The organism is Acidovorax sp. 210-6 (assembly GCF_010020825.1).
In the GTDB taxonomy this organism is placed as follows: Bacteria; Pseudomonadota; Gammaproteobacteria; order Burkholderiales; family Burkholderiaceae_C; genus Simplicispira; species Simplicispira sedimenti.
The window spans coordinates 669523-684034 of the sequence record NZ_JAACJE010000001.1 but is presented as its reverse complement, the minus strand read 5'-3'; the positions used below and the strand labels follow the sequence as shown (position 1 = coordinate 684034).

At 68.5% G+C, this 14512-nt stretch carries 14 protein-coding genes; 2 read left to right on the top strand and 12 right to left on the bottom strand.

Annotated elements, in window-relative coordinates:
• Window positions 1–9 precede the first annotated feature (9 nt).
• The 4 genes from GWK50_RS03180 to GWK50_RS03165 are packed head-to-tail and all read right to left on the bottom strand — an operon-like array spanning window position 10 to window position 3283.
• A complete protein-coding gene (locus GWK50_RS03180; protein ID WP_162018000.1) occupies window positions 10–1830 on the bottom strand; it encodes a putative nucleotidyltransferase substrate binding domain-containing protein in 1821 nt (606 codons plus the stop codon).
• 36 nt (window positions 1831–1866) lie between these two features.
• Window positions 1867–2508, bottom strand: a complete 642-nt coding sequence (locus GWK50_RS03175) for a 2-hydroxychromene-2-carboxylate isomerase (RefSeq protein ID WP_162015254.1) — start codon at window positions 2506–2508, stop codon at window positions 1867–1869.
• A gap of 35 nt (window positions 2509–2543) precedes the next feature.
• Window positions 2544–2795 (bottom strand): DUF1289 domain-containing protein, encoded by a 252-nt coding sequence (locus tag GWK50_RS03170; RefSeq protein WP_162015253.1) that lies wholly within the window; start codon window positions 2793–2795, stop codon window positions 2544–2546.
• Entirely contained in the window at window positions 2792–3283 is a 492-nt protein-coding gene (locus GWK50_RS03165; protein WP_162015252.1) for a YbaK/EbsC family protein, read from the bottom strand. The genes GWK50_RS03170 and GWK50_RS03165 overlap by 4 nt, the downstream gene beginning before the upstream one ends.
• A gap of 106 nt (window positions 3284–3389) precedes the next feature.
• Here GWK50_RS03165 and GWK50_RS03160 point away from each other — a divergent pair, with 106 nt between their 5' ends.
• Complete coding sequence (locus GWK50_RS03160) at window positions 3390–5108, top strand: diguanylate cyclase (protein ID WP_162015251.1); 1719 nt, start codon at window positions 3390–3392, stop codon at window positions 5106–5108.
• Window positions 5109–5120: 12 nt separating this feature from the next.
• Here the strand turns inward: GWK50_RS03160 and GWK50_RS03155 are convergent, their stop codons facing one another.
• Genes GWK50_RS03155 through GWK50_RS03125 form a run of 7 tightly spaced genes read right to left on the bottom strand, consistent with a single transcriptional unit; the run spans window position 5121 to window position 12675 of the window.
• Entirely contained in the window at window positions 5121–6029 is a 909-nt protein-coding gene (locus tag GWK50_RS03155) for a hydroxymethylglutaryl-CoA lyase (protein WP_162015250.1), read from the bottom strand.
• A gap of 27 nt (window positions 6030–6056) precedes the next feature.
• Window positions 6057–6977 carry a glyoxylate/hydroxypyruvate reductase A gene (locus GWK50_RS03150; protein ID WP_162015249.1) on the bottom strand — a complete coding sequence of 307 codons (921 nt, stop codon included), beginning with the start codon at window positions 6975–6977 and terminating at the stop codon, window positions 6057–6059.
• A gap of 37 nt (window positions 6978–7014) precedes the next feature.
• Window positions 7015–9021, bottom strand: coding sequence for an acetyl/propionyl/methylcrotonyl-CoA carboxylase subunit alpha (locus GWK50_RS03145; protein ID WP_162015248.1), 2007 nt, complete (start codon window positions 9019–9021; stop codon window positions 7015–7017).
• A complete protein-coding gene (locus GWK50_RS03140) occupies window positions 9022–9741 on the bottom strand; it encodes a DUF4126 domain-containing protein (RefSeq protein WP_162015247.1) in 720 nt (239 codons plus the stop codon).
• Window positions 9742–9767: 26 nt separating this feature from the next.
• Complete coding sequence (locus GWK50_RS03135) at window positions 9768–10553, bottom strand: enoyl-CoA hydratase/isomerase family protein (protein WP_162015246.1); 786 nt, start codon at window positions 10551–10553, stop codon at window positions 9768–9770.
• Window positions 10550–11059 (bottom strand): DinB family protein, encoded by a 510-nt coding sequence (locus GWK50_RS03130; protein ID WP_162015245.1) that lies wholly within the window; start codon window positions 11057–11059, stop codon window positions 10550–10552. The genes GWK50_RS03135 and GWK50_RS03130 overlap by 4 nt, the downstream gene beginning before the upstream one ends.
• Before the next feature lie 8 nt (window positions 11060–11067).
• Window positions 11068–12675, bottom strand: a complete 1608-nt coding sequence (locus GWK50_RS03125) for a carboxyl transferase domain-containing protein (RefSeq protein WP_162015244.1) — start codon at window positions 12673–12675, stop codon at window positions 11068–11070.
• A gap of 379 nt (window positions 12676–13054) precedes the next feature.
• Here GWK50_RS03125 and GWK50_RS03120 point away from each other — a divergent pair, with 379 nt between their 5' ends.
• Window positions 13055–14050, top strand: a complete 996-nt coding sequence (locus GWK50_RS03120; RefSeq protein ID WP_162017999.1) for an AraC family transcriptional regulator — start codon at window positions 13055–13057, stop codon at window positions 14048–14050.
• A 47-nt stretch (window positions 14051–14097) separates the two neighbouring features.
• Here the strand turns inward: GWK50_RS03120 and GWK50_RS03115 are convergent, their stop codons facing one another.
• Window positions 14098–14508 carry a YchJ family metal-binding protein gene (locus GWK50_RS03115; RefSeq protein WP_162015243.1) on the bottom strand — a complete coding sequence of 137 codons (411 nt, stop codon included), beginning with the start codon at window positions 14506–14508 and terminating at the stop codon, window positions 14098–14100.
• Window positions 14509–14512 lie beyond the last annotated feature (4 nt).

Genomic DNA, 14512 nt, shown 5'->3' with positions numbered 1-14512 from the left:
CCAGCAGTGTCACAGCGCGTCCAACTTCAGCCGGTGGTGCAGCAGCGCCTTAAAACGTTTGACCACCGCGAGCGCGTCCTTGAGCAGATCGCGCTCCAGCGTGCTGAGCCGCTCGGGATCGACGTTGCCGGTGACCGGCCGGCCCGTGTCGATCTGGGCCAGCCCGGCCTGCAGGCGCAGTCCCATGAGGAAGTGCAGGCTTTGCACCAGCTCATCGCCCAGGGCGGCATCGAGCACGCCCGCCTCCACCAGTGCGGCAATCCGCTCGGCCGTGCCGGTGGCCGGCACGCGCCGCGCCAACGCCAGGCTGCGCACGCCATGAACGATGGGAAAGATGCCCGCCTTCTTGAGGCTGATGGCACGGCCTTCATCGCTCAGTCCGAACAGGCGGCTCCACCAGCCCGAGGCGCCGCCAAAGTTGTCGATGGCAGCGGCAAAGCGGGCCAGTACGGCGTCGTTGTCGATGGCCTGCTCCACCACACCTTCACGCACGGCATGGAGCAGCGCCGCATCGCCCGCCACGGCATGCGCATCCAGAAAGATGGCGAGCTGCATCAGGCTGTCGGCCTCGGGCGCCAGCAGCCATTGGCGCACACGCTGGCCAAAGCTGTGGACCGAGCCGCGCCAGTCGGGGTTGCTGACCATGATGCGGCCGGGGCACTCAGGGTAGCCAAAGCTCGCCAGCACCTCCGAAAAACGCTGGCAGATGGCGTCCAGCTCCGGCGGCGCGGCATAGCCATCGCGCAGCACCAAGCCGTTGTCCTGGTCGGTCTTGAGGAGTTGTTCACCGCGCCCCTCGCTGCCCATGACGAACAGGCAACTGTTCTCCACCAGGTCGGGGGGGGCCACCATGGACCAGGCGCGCTCGAACAGGTGGGCGTTGAGTTGCTGCACCAGCTTGGCCATCAGCCCGATGCGCGTGCCACCGCGCTGCAGCGCGGCGAGCAGCCGCGTGATCTGTGCGGCGGCCTGCGCCAGTGCGGGCAAATCCTGTGCGTGTTCGATCTGCGCCGTGATGACGTGCGAATGGTTGGCCAGAAAGCTGAACAGGTCCAGCGCCTCCAGCACCCCGCGTACGGCGCCAGCGTCCTCCAGCACCACCAGGCGGTGCACGCGCCTGCGCAGCAGCAGCACCATGGCGTCGCCCAGCGAGTCGGACTCGCGCACGGTGACGACGGGCGTGCTGGCCAGTGTGCCCACGGCCAACTGGTCCAGCGGGCGGCCATCGAGAATGGCACGCTGCAAATCGGTGTTGGTGAAAATACCCAGGCCGCCGTCGGCCAGCCCGGTCACCAGCACATTCTTCACCCTCTGCTCCTGCAGCAGGCGCACGACGGTGATGATGTCGGTGTCCGCAGTCACCATGGGGGCCGGGCGCAGAAAGGCCTGCTCCACGCGCGCCATGGTGAGCGATTGCAGCTCATGCTGCCCTGCCCTGCGTGCCAGGGCACTGAGCTTCTGGCCCAGGTCGGAAAACAGCAAGGCGCCAAAGGTGGTATTGCAGGCGATGAGTTCGTTCACCGCCTCGCGTGCCAGTTGGTAGGCCACCAATTCCTCGGTGGCCACAAAGCGGCTGTGCAGGCGGCCGGTCATCAGGCCACAGCCATCAAAGCTGTCCTCGGGCCCGTAGGTGGCCAAGACCTCTTCACCCTCGGTCTGGGTGACGTAGCCCTTGATGATGACAAACAGGTGGCTAGGAACGCTGCCCGCATCGAGCACCACCGCACCTTCGGGGAAGTAGGCGATGTCCACGCTGGCGCGCACCAGGCGCTGCTCGTCGGGGGTGAGGCAATCGAAGGGGGATGCGTTGAAAGGAAAGGCGCTGGGCATGAAGGATGGGGCGGCCGCCATGGCACGCCCCTGCATTCAAACCGGCAGGCCTTGCGCCACGCTTGCAGCGGACTCCCAGCCTTGGCCGAACCAGGCGTCGCCCTCCAGGTAGGCGCGCAGCATGGGCAGGCTGTCGTAGCCCCAGAAGACCTTGCCATCCACCTCCAGCGCCGGTACACCGAACACGCCGCGCGCCGTGGCGGCCTCGGTGTTGGCGCGCAGCAGCGCCTTGGCGCGGGCGCCATCCTCGTCGCCCGGCTTGCGCTGGGGCTCCAGTTCGGCAGCGAGCTGCGTGAGCCGCTCGGCATCGAGCGCATCCTGCCCGCCCTGCCAGACATGGCGGAACACCGTGCCGGTGACGAAACGGTTGATGCTGCCGTCCTCGCTGCAGGCCAGCGCCAGGCGCAGCAGCGGCAGCGGATTGAATGGGTGGCGCGCCGGCATCGTCAGCGGCACGCCCAGCGAATGGCCCAGCCATACGGCATGGCGGTAGGTCCAGTCGCGCTTGGGCGCAATGCCCGCCGGCCCCGGGTTGCCATGCTGCTTGAGCAGCGCACCCAGCAGCACCGGCCGGTACTCCACGCTGTGGCTCAGGCCCTCCAGCACATCTGGCAAACGCTCGAAGGCCAGCCAGGCGTACGGCGAAACGAAGTCCAGGTGAAAGACGATGTGCTTCATGGCAGCTCCTTGGTGGGGACGTCAGGGTGGGGGCTTCAGGGTGGAAAAGCCATCCCGGCGCGCTGCGCCAGCGCAGCCCAGATGGCCAGGCGCTCGGCGCTGTCGGCCTGGGCCCAGGCGCGGATCTCGGGAATGGTGCGAAAGCACCCCACGCAGTGGCTGCGGTCCTCGGACATGCGGCAGACCGAGATGCAGGGCGAGGGAATGACCTCGTCGGAATTGGGATCAAAATAGCCCGCTTCGCCCAACAGACGGGCGCGAGCAGCTATACTTTCGATAGCACTCATAGGGCAGCAGGCTCCTGCACCACATCGACCACGGGTGCGCCAGTGAGCCGCTCCAGGTCGGCGGGGTGGAGCGGAAACACGCCGTGCGGGTGCCCTGCGGCGGCCCAGACCACATCGAAGCGCAGCAGGTCGCGGTCGATCAGCGTGACCGGCGGCGTGGCATGCGCCACGGGCGAGACGCCGCCGATGGAAAAGCCGGTGCGATCCTTCACGAAACCGGCATCGGCACGACCGATCTTGCCCACATGGGCCTCGACCTTCTTCTCATCCACACGCCGGTCGCCCGAGGTGATAACGAGCACGGCCGCATCATCGGCCTTGCGCCGGAAGATGATGCTCTTGGCAATCTGGCCAAGCTGCACACCGAGCTGGTCGGCCGCCTGCTGCGCAGTGCGCGCCGCATCATCGAGCATGCGTGGGCCGTGGGGGTGGCCGGCCGCCTGGAGCGCGGCGGCCACCCGTTGGATGCTTTCAGGTAACTGGTTCATGTCTGGCAATTCAGGGCCGTGCGCGCGCGAACGCTGAGCCGCCTGGGTGGAGTCACACACAAGGCGGCACACACGGGTACAGTGTGACGACTACCTTCCATTGTCCATGAAGCTGCTCCGCGCCTGCCTGCTCCTCTGCCTGCTCATCAGTCACTTGCCATGGACCGGGGCCACGCCCATCGTGCTCGATGAGCACCCGCACGGGCTGTTGCTCAACAACACCGGGCAACTGCTCTGGCTCGCGGACGACAACGGCGCGCTCACGCTGGACGATGTGCGGGGCGCGGAGCACGCCGCACGCTTTGCCCCCCTGCCGGCCCAGCGTCGGCATGGCGAGGACGTGCGGCCCCATTGGTTCAAGGTGGAACTGGAACAACGCGCCGCGAGTGGCGATTGGGTGCTGGCCACGCACACCACGGCGCTCAAGGATGTGCGCTTCCACGGCCCCTTCGATGCGGCAGGCCGGGCCCTGGCACCGCCCGTGCATACCGGCCTGGCGCAGCCCTACGCCACGCGCCCGCTGGGCAGCGAGCGCTACCTCATGCGGCTGCAGCTGCCCGGTCCGGGCACCTACACGGTCTATGTGCGACTGCAGGGCGAGGCAACCGCCATCCTCGGCCTGTCCGTCTGGGACACCGCCGAATACCTGCAATGGCGGCAACACAAGCGGCTGTTCGACGGCATCTGCTACGGCATCCTGCTGGCGCTGCTGGTGTACAACCTCGCGCTGGCGGGCATCTTCCGCGACCCGACCTACGGCTTCTACATCGGCCAGTGCGCGTTCGCACTGCTGACGCTGGCCAGCTTCAACGGCCATGCGGCCCACTACCTGTGGGGCCAGTGGCCCTGGTGGCAGGAGCGCGGCAACGTGGTGCTGCCCAGCCTCTGGCTGCTGCTCGGGACGCTGTTCGCGCGCAGTTTTCTGGACACGCGGCGGGTACCCAGCCTGGACCGGCTGCTGCAGGCCATCGGCGCGGTGGCGGTGGGCACCGCGCTGCTCGGTCTGTGGGGCTGGTTCACCATCGCGCAGACCCTCAACGAGATCACCGCCAGCGTGGGCACGCTGCTGGCCGCCGTGGCGGCTGTCATCGTCCTGCGGAGCGGCTTCCAGCCGGCACGCTGGTATCTGGGCGGACAGGCGCTGCTGTTCCTCTCGGTGCTGGGCGTGGTGCTGGTCAACTGGGAGGTGATCCAGGCACCGTTCCTGCTGGCCAACGGCCTGCAGATCGGCGTGGCCGCCGAGATGGTGGTGTTCGCCATCGCCTTGAGCCGGCGCATCAGCGGCCTGCGCGCCTCGCAGACGGCGCTGCGCCTGCACGCTGCCCACCTGGCCCAGGCCGCCGCCACCGATCCGCTGACCGGCCTGGCCAACCGCACCGGACTGGCCCAGGGTGCGGCGCAGTTGCTGGCCGATGGCGCGCCCCATGCGCTGATGCTGCTGGACCTGGACCGCTTCAAGCCCATCAACGATGTCCACGGCCACGACGCCGGAGACGCCGTGCTGCGTGCCGTGGCGGCGCGCCTGCAGGCCCATATCCGGGCGGGTGACATCGTGGCGCGGCTGGGCGGCGACGAGTTCGTGGTCCTGCTGGCCGACCCACGGCCCGACGCGGACCTGGAAGCCCTGGCCTTGCGGCTGGGTGCGGCCGTGCGGCAGCCGGTGGAGTTTCACGGCCATGCGCTCACCGTGGGCGCCAGCACGGGCATCGCGCGCAGCCCCCGCGACGGACGCACACTGACCGAACTGATGCGCAGCGCCGACCAGGCCATGTACCAGGCCAAGCAGTCGGGCCGCGGCCACGCCTTCTGGGGCGCGGCACCCTGATGCCGAAGCCGGTCAGACAGCCCGTTTGTTGAGCAGGGCCACCGCGGTGCGCGAGTTGGGCTTGCGGCCCAGGAAATCGCTGATGTAGGCGCCCGCATCGACAAGCTTGTCGAGGTCGATGCCGGTCTCGATACCCATGCCGCGCAGCATGAACACCAGGTCTTCGGTGGCCACGTTGCCCGTGGCGCCCTTGGCGTAAGGGCAGCCGCCCAGGCCGGCCACCGAGGCCTGATAGTTCCACACGCCCAGCTCCAGCGCGGCCAGCGTGTTCGACAGCGCCTGGCCGTAGGTATCGTGGAAATGGCCCGACACCGCGTCGATGCCATAGTGCTGCAGCGCCGCCTCGATGGCGCGCTGCACCGTGCGAGGCGTGCCCACGCCGATGGTGTCGGCCACGTCCACGCGCTGCACGCCTATGCCTTTCATCAACCCGGCCAGGTAGGCCACCTGCTGCGGCGCGACCTCGCCTTCGTAGGGGCAGCCCACGGTGCAGCTCATGGCGCCACGCACGCGGATGCCGGCCGCCAGCGCGGCCTCGACCACGGGCGCGAAGCGCTCGATGCTCTCGGCGATGCTGCAGTTGATGTTCTTGCGGCTGAAGGCCTCGCTGGCCGAACCGAACACCACGATCTCGTCGGGCCGCGTCTTCACCGCCGCCTCGTAGCCCTGCAGGTTGGGCGTCAGCACGGAATAGCGCACGCCGGCCTTGCGTTCGATGCCGGCCATGACCTCGGCGTTGTCGGCCATCTGCGGCACCCATTTGGGGCTGACGAAGCTCGTGACCTCGATCTCGTGCAGGCCGGCCTCCTGCAGGCGCTGCACCAGGCCGATCTTGACCTCGGCGGGCACGGGGGATTTTTCATTCTGCAGGCCGTCGCGCGGACCGACGTCGATGATCTGGACGCGGGAGGGGATGCTCATGGAGATGTCCTTGTTGAAAAAATGCAGTCAATAGCCGCGCGCCGGGTCCACGATGCCGGCGATGGCCTCGCCGCGCTGCAGCGCGGCGATCTTGCCCGCGATCTGGGCGATGCTCTCGTCGCGCAGCGTGCGCGCCGAGGTGTGCGGCGTGAGGGTGATGCGCGGGTGGTTCCAGAAAGGGTGGCCGGCGGGCAGCGGCTCGGTGCGGAACACGTCAAGCTGGGCGCCCGCGAGGTGACCGCTGTCGAGCAGCGCCAGCAGGTCGTCCTCGACCAGGTGCGCGCCGCGCGCGACGTTGATGAGGTAGCCGCCCGGCTGCAGGCGCGCCAGGGTGTCACGGTTCAGGATGTCCTGCGTCTCGGGCGTGAGCGGCAGCAGGTTCACGAGCACGCGGCTGGCGGCCAGGAAGTCATTGAAGCCGTCCTGCCCGCTGAAGGTGCGGATGCCATCGACAGCCTTGGGCGAGCGGCTCCAGCCGTTCACCGGAAAATCGAACTGCGCCAGCGCCTTCGCCACGCGCTCGCCGAGCACGCCCAGGCCCATCACGCCCACGGGCAGGTCCTGGCGCAGGCGCGGCTTGCGGTAAGCCCACTGGCCCGCGCGCATGCTGGCTTCGTACTGGTCGAATTCGCGGAAATGGCGGATGACGGCGTGGCACACGTACTCGGCCATCTGCACGGCCATGCCGGCATCGTCGAGCCGCACTACGCGCGCGCCCGGCGGCAGGCGGCGCTGCAGCAGCGCATCGACGCCTGCGCCGATGTTGAACAGAGCCTGGATGCCCTGCTGCTCGTCCAGGAACTGCTGGGGCGGCGCCCAGACCACGGCGTAATCGGCCACCGGCGCGCCGGGCTGCCACACGGCAATCTCGGCCTGCGGGAAGGCGGCCTGCAGGCCCTGGAGCCAGGGCTCGGCCTTGGTATCGGTACAGCAAAAGGTGATCTTCATGGCCACCGAGCGTACCCCGCCCGCCGCAAAACGTCTGTCACTCAGCGGAAAGCTTGAGCAGTTCGGCGCCCTCGGCCACCTGGTCGCCGGGGGCATAGAGCAGCTCGGCCACCACGCCGTCGACCGGCGCGGCAATGGTGTGCTCCATCTTCATGGCTTCCATCACGGCCAGGGCCTGGCCCTTGCTCACCTTGTCGCCGGCCTGCACGGCGAACGACACCACCTTGCCCGGCATGGGCGCGGTCAGGCGCCCCCCCTCGGACTGGTCCTCGCCCGCATGGGCCAGCAGATCGATGGCCACGATCTGCGTCGCGCCCCGGGGCATGAACACATGGTCGGTCTCGCCCATGGCATACACGGCGGCCCGGGTGCGCTCACCCGCATACTGCAGTTCGATGCCCCCGGCGACCGACTGAAACGCCAGCGGACCGGAAACAGCCTGCGCGCCTTCACCGACCGTCAGCCGCAGTCCGCCATCGTGCAGGTAGGCCAGGCTGGCCTTGGCATGCGCGCCGTTGAAGTCGAACTCGAAGCGGCGTTCCACCAGGCCGTGCGAGCGCCAGCCGTCGCGGCGGCTGAACGGGTCGGCACCTTCGGTGGCGCGCTCGCGCAGCAGCGTCTGGGCCACGGCGGCGGCGGCGGCCAGCGGCAGGCCCACGCGCTCCTGCTTGAACAGCACGGCCTCTTCGCGCGGGATCAGCGCAGTGTCGAGGTTGGCTTTAGCGAACGAGTCGGTGCGCGCCACCATGCGCAGGAACTGCACGTTGGTCGCCAGGCCGACGATGTGGGTCTGGGCCAGCGCTTCATCCAGCCGGGCCAGCGCCTGCTCGCGCGTGTCGCCGTGCACGATGAGCTTGGCCACCATGGAGTCATAGAACGGGCTGATGGCGTCGCCCTGGCGCACGCCGGAGTCCACGCGCACCGCGCCGCGCTCGAAGGCCACGCAGTCGGGCAGGCCGTACACGGCGAGCTGGCCGGTGGCGGGCAGGAAGTTGTTGTCGGGGTTCTCGGCGCAGATGCGCGCCTCGATGGCATGGCCGGTGATGCGCAGCTCGTCCTGCTGCAGCGGCAGCGGCTCGCCCGCGGCCACGCGCAGTTGCCATTCCACCAGGTCCTGGCCGGTGATGGCCTCGGTGACCGGGTGCTCGACCTGCAGGCGCGTGTTCATCTCCATGAAGAAGAAGTTCATGCTGCCATCGGGGCGCTGCTCGACGATGAACTCCACCGTGCCCGCACCCACGTAGTGCACGGCGCGCGCGGCGGCCACGGCGGCCAGGCCCATCTGGGCGCGCATCTCGGGCGTCATGCCGGGCGCGGGCGCTTCCTCCAGCACCTTCTGGTGGCGGCGCTGCACCGAGCAGTCGCGCTCGAACAGGTAGACATAGTTGCCATGCGTGTCGCCGAACACCTGTATCTCGATGTGGCGCGGGCGCTGCACGTATTTTTCGATCAGCACGGCGTCGTCGCCAAAGCTGTTGATCGCCTCGCGCTTGCACGACGCCAGCGCGGCCGCGAAGTCCTCGGCCTTGTCCACGGCGCGCATACCCTTGCCGCCACCGCCGGCGCTGGCCTTGATGAGCACGGGGTAGCCGATGCGGTCGGCCTCGGCCTGCAAGAGCGCGGCGTCCTGGTTGGCGCCGTGGTAGCCGGGCACCAGGGGCACGCCGGCTTTTTCCATGAGCTGCTTGGACTCGGCCTTCAGGCCCATGTCCTTGATGGCCGAGGGCGGCGGGCCGATGAAGACCAGGCCAGCGTCCTGGCAGGCCTGGGCGAATTCCTCGTTCTCGCTCAGGAAGCCGTAGCCGGGGTGGATGGCCTGCGCGCCCGTGGCCTGGGCGGCCTCGATGATGCGCTCCCAGCGCAGGTAGCTGTCCTTGGGGGCGCTGCCGCCGATGTGCACGGCCTCGTCGCACACGGCCACATGCTTGGCGCTGGCATCGGCATCGGAATACACGGCGACGGTCTTGACGCCCATGCGCTTCGCGGTCGCCGCGACACGGCACGCAATCTCGCCGCGGTTAGCAATCAGGATTTTGGTAAACATTTAGGCCACTCCAGGAGAACCAGAAAAAAACGAGGCAACGCGGCGCAGCACCGCGCGCAGGAATCGGAACAGCAGCACCAGCAACAGTGCCGACACGATGAGCATGAACGCCAGCGCCACGCCGAACCACAGCGGGTGCTGCGTGGCCAGCCAGACCACGGCCACCACCAGGCCGTCTTCGAGGAAGGACAGCCCCCAGTTGGAAAATGGCTCGGGCGAGGTATTGACCGCCGCGCGCGTGGTCATCTTGGTGGCCAGCGCCGTGGCCGAGAGCGAACCGCCCAGCAGGCCGGCCACCAGGGCCATGGTGGCGTTGTCGGCGCCGAACACCCCCGCCGCCAGCACCGCCCCCGCCGGGATGCGGATCACCGTGTGCAGCGCATCCCAGGCACTGTCGAGCCAGGGCACCTTGTCGGCGAAGAATTCGACCAGCAGCATGAAGCCGCTCACCGCCAGCACCGCCGGGTGCTGCAGCACCTGCAGGCCCGGCGGCAGCGCCAGCCATCCGGTCGCACCCATCAGGCCGACGAGGAACACCACGGCATAGAGCCGGAACCCGCTGGCCCAGCCCAGCGCGGCCGCCAGCGCCAGCAGGCCCGGCATGTCGAGCTGGGCCGTGGCCCGTGCCGCGCCCTCGGCCACGTCCCGCGCGGTGCCCGCGTCCACATGCAGCCCCACGGTGTGGAGCCACTGGACGATGCGCAGCCAGAGCTGGTCCATGGTCGTTCAGGCGCATGCGTGCGAGCTCAGGCCTGCAACCACGCCGGTTTGCGTTTTTGCAGGAAGGACTGCACGCCCTCACGGCCCTCTTCGCTCGCGCGGATGTCGGCGATGCCTTCGACGGTGGCGGCGATGAGCTGCGCGTCGATCTGCTGCTGCGCCACGTCCTGCACCAGCTGCTTGCAGGCGCGCACGGCGTTCGGGCTGGCGCTGACCAGGGCTTTGACGATGTCATCGACCTTGGCGTCAAGCTGGTCTGCGGCCACGACCTCGTGCACGAAGCCGATGCGCAACGCCTCGGCCGCGTCGAAGCGCTCGGCCGTGAGGAAGTAGCGGTGCGCGGCGCGCGCGCCCATGGCGCGGATGACGTAGGGGCTGATGGTGGCCGGGATCAGGCCGAGCTTGACCTCGCTGAGGCAGAAGCCCGCCGTGTCCACCGCCACGGCCATGTCGCAGGCCGCCACCAGGCCCATGCCGCCGGCGTACACGTCGCCCTGCACACGCGCCACGGTGGGCTTGGGGCAGGCGTAGATCACGCGCAGCATCTCGGCGAGCTTGCCCGCGTCCGCGATGTTCTCGGCGCGCGTGTAGTCGGCCATGCGGCGCATCCAGTTGAGGTTGGCGCCGGCGCAGAAGGCCGGGCCCTCGGCGGCCAGCACCACGGCGCGCACGTCGGGGCGTGCGCCCACGTCGAGAAAGGCCGCGGTGATCTCGGCGATGACTTCGTCGCTGAAGGCGTTGCGCACCTCGGGCTGGGTCAGCGTGATGCGCGCGACCGGGCCCGACTGGGTGATGGAAAGGTTCTGGCTCATGGCGTATGCGGGTTTTGCAGGAAATAGACGAGATCGAGCTCCGGGCAGGGCTGGCCCAGCGCGGTGAGCGCCGCCGTGATCTGCCCGCGGTGGTGCGTGCCGTGGTTGAACACATGCGCGAGCGTGGCGGCGAAGGGCAGCGTGGCCGAGGTGCCGCGCATGGTGGTGTAGGACAGCACCCCATCCCAGCGCTGCGCGGGCCAGCCGGCGATCAGCGGCTCCCAGCGCGCCGCACCCTCGCGCAGGCGGCTGGCCAGGTGTGCGCGGTCGCTCTCGACCTCGGCGTCCAGCGCCACGCGCGGCGAGCTGCCCTCGGCAAAGCGCACGAACCACAGCAGGTGCTCGCCCACCAGCAGGTGGTTGAGCGTGCCGTGGATGCTGTGGAAGAACAGGCCCACATCGCGCCGGTAGTCCTCTTCCGGCAGCGCCCGCACGGCATCGAGCAGGCGCGCCGTGGCCCACACGTTGTAGCGTGCAAGCTGGGTGAAATGGGCCACGGCGTCCATCGCCCACCTCACATGCGGAAGATGCCGAACTTGGTGTCTTCAATCGGCGCATTGCGCGTGGCGGCCAGGCCCAGCGCCAGCACGCGGCGCGTGTCGGCCGGGTCGATCACGCCGTCGTCCCAAAGGCGGGCGGTGGCGTAGTAGGGGTGGCCCTGCTCTTCGTACTGGCGGCGGATGGGGGCCTTGAAGGCTTCTTCTTCCTCCATGCTCCACTGGCCGCCCTTGGCCTCGATGCCGTCGCGCTTGACGGTGGCCAGCACGCTGGCGGCCTGCTCGCCGCCCATGACGCTGATGCGCGCGTTGGGCCACATCCAAAGGAAGCGGGGCGAGTACGCGCGGCCGCACATGCCGTAGTTGCCGGCGCCAAAGCTGCCGCCGATGATGATGGTGAACTTGGGCACGGCCGCCGTGGCCACGGCCGTCACCAGCTTGGCGCCGTGGCGCGCGATGCCTTCGTTCTCGTACTTGCGGCCGACCATGAAGCCAGTGATGTTCTGCAGGAACACCAGCGGGATCTTGCGCTGGCAGCACAGCTCGATGAAGTGCGCGCCCTTCTGCGCGCTCTCGCTGAACAGGATGCCGTTGTTGGCGATGATGCCGACCTGCATGCCCTCGACGCGCGCGAAGCCGCACACCAGGGTGCTGCCGAAGCGCGCCTTGAATTCGTCGAACTCGCTGCCGTCGACGATGCGGGCGATGATCTCGCGCACATCGAAGGGCTTGCGCGTGTCGGTGGGGATCACGCCGTACAGTTCTTCTGCTGCATATTTAGGAGCTACTGGCGCAGTATCGGCGGGCGCTGCAGCCTTGTTTTTATTCAAATTGGCCACCGCATGGCGCGCCAGCTTGAGCGCGTGCAGGTCGTTCTGCGCCAGGTGGTCGGCCACGCCCGACAGGCGCGTATGCACGTCGCCGCCGCCCAGGTCCTCGGCACTCACCACCTCGCCCGTGGCGGCCTTCACCAGCGGCGGGCCGCCCAGGAAGATGGTGCCCTGGTTCTTCACGATGATGGACTCGTCGCTCATCGCGGGCACGTAGGCGCCGCCGGCCGTGCAACTGCCCATCACCACGGCGATCTGCGAGATGCCCTGGGCGCTCATGTTGGCCTGGTTGAAGAAGATGCGGCCGAAATGCTCGCGGTCTGGGAACACGTCGTCCTGGTTGGGCAGGTTGGCGCCGCCCGAGTCCACCAGGTAGATGCAGGGCAGGCGGTTCTGCGCCGCCACTTCCTGCGCGCGCAGGTGTTTCTTCACCGTCATGGGGTAGTAGGTGCCGCCCTTCACCGTGGCGTCGTTGCACACGATCATGCAGTCCACCCCGCTCACGCGGCCGATGCCCGCGATCAGGCCCGCGCCCGGTGCGTCGTTGTTGTACATGTTCAGCGCGGCCAGCGGCGCCAGCTCCAGGAAGGGCGTGCCGGGGTCGAGCAGGTTTGCGACGCGCTCGCGCGGCAGCAGCTTGCCGCGTGCCACATGCTTGGCGCGCGCGGCCTCGCCGCCACCGGCAGCGACCTTGTCGATCTGGGCGTTCAGGTCATCGACCAGCACGCGCATGGCAGCGGCATTGGCTTGAAAGTCGGCCGAGCGGGCATTGAGTTGGGTCTGCAATACAGGCATGGTGTGGTTTCTCTGCAAGAGGAATGCGGCTGGCCCAGGGCGAATCGACATTCAAACACCCCCGTCGTTGCCCCGCCTGGCTAGGCACGAGGAGGACGCTGGTAGGTACCAGCAACCGACGAGCAACGACGCATGGCGGGCCAGGCGGGGTAACCCTTTGGCCAAAGCCCTGGCGACGGGGGTGTTTGAATATCGCTTCGCCCTAGCATGCCAGGGGTCGGGCTCAAGAATACGCCCAGTGGCCCGGCGTGGTTTGCCAGCGTGGTTGCAAATTCCGCCAGCATTGCGGCACACTCTGGGGGTGAATGCCTCTGCTGCCCATCCTTCGCCGCCCACACCCCTGCCCCCCGCCGCTCCTGCTGCGCCTGCCGTCACGCCCATGGCGTTTGTGCAGGCCATTCTGCGGGCCTGCGCACAGGCGGGCGTGAATGCGCTGCCGCTGCTGCAACAGGCACAAATCGCGCCACAGGAAGTGGAAAACCCTGCCACCCGCGTGACGGCCTGGCAGTTCGAGCGTCTTTCTGGGCTGGCCATGCAGGCACTGGACGACGAGGCACTGGGCTGGTTCAGCCGCCGCCTGCCCTGGGGCAGCTATGGGATGCTGGCGCGCGCCTCCATCAGCTCACCTACGCTGGGGGTGGCGCTCAAGCGCTGGTGTCGCCACCACGGCCTGCTGACGCAGGACATCTCGCTCACGCTGCAGGTGCAAGACGACAGCGCCATCGTGCGGCTGCAAGAGCACCGGCCCTTGGGGGCGTTTGCCGAGTTCTGTCCCGTTTCGGTGCTGCGCAACATCCACGGCCTGGCGTGCTGGTTCATCGATTCGCGCATCCCGCTGCAGGAATCCTTCTTCAGCTTTACTCGGCCCGCCCACCACGACGCCTACGCCGTGCTGTTCCCAGGGCCGGTACAGTTTGGTGCTGCTTGCAGCGGCCTGCGCTTTGACGCGCGCTACCTGCAACTGCCGCTGCAGCGCGACGAAGCCGCACTGCGCCAGATGCTGCAACGCGCCCTGCCGCTGACGGTGCTGCAGTACCGGCGCGACCGCCTGCTGGTGCAGCGCGTGCGCACCCTGCTCACGGCCGACCCCGCCGCCGGGCACAGCGCCGAGGCGCTGGCATTGCGCCTGCACCTGTCGCCGCGCACGCTGCACCGCCAGCTCAAGGACGAAGGCGCATCGTTGCAGGGCCTGAAGGACGAGGTGCGGCGCGAGCGCGCCATGGACCTGCTGCACCGGACCGAGCGCCCCATCAAGCAGGTGGCGTACGAGGCGGGCTTTGGCAATGACAAGAGCTTCATCCGTGCGTTCCGGCACTGGACGGGGCTCTCCCCTGCAGAGTTCCGGCGCCAGAGCCGCGCGCCAGGATTGCTATGATTTTTATAGCTTATCGCGCTTGTCACACAAGCGTCAGAGGCCTATTTTCATAGTACGTCGCCATCCACATACCACCAGCAACCCTGCTCACGCACAAAGCGGCTGCGCTCGTGCTGGCGCACGGCCCGGCCCGCCACGCGAAAGCGTGCGACGAACTCCACCTCTGCATGGTCCGCATCGACACGATGATGGGCGCGCACCTCCAGCCCCAGCCATTTGGCGGCAGGGTCCAAATCCAGCTGTGCCGGGCATGTGCTGGCATGCCAGGTCGCCCGCAGGTAGTCCGCGCGCTCCAATACAAAGGCGCTGTAGCGCGAGCGCATCAGCGCTTCGGCTTCCGAAGCGGGGCGCTGCTGGTTCAGACAAGGGCTGCAGCAGTCGGCAAACCGGAGCGCACGGCCACGGGCATCGGTGCGTCCACAGGGACAGGGGGCGCTGGGCTGGAGTGACAGAGGCATGGCG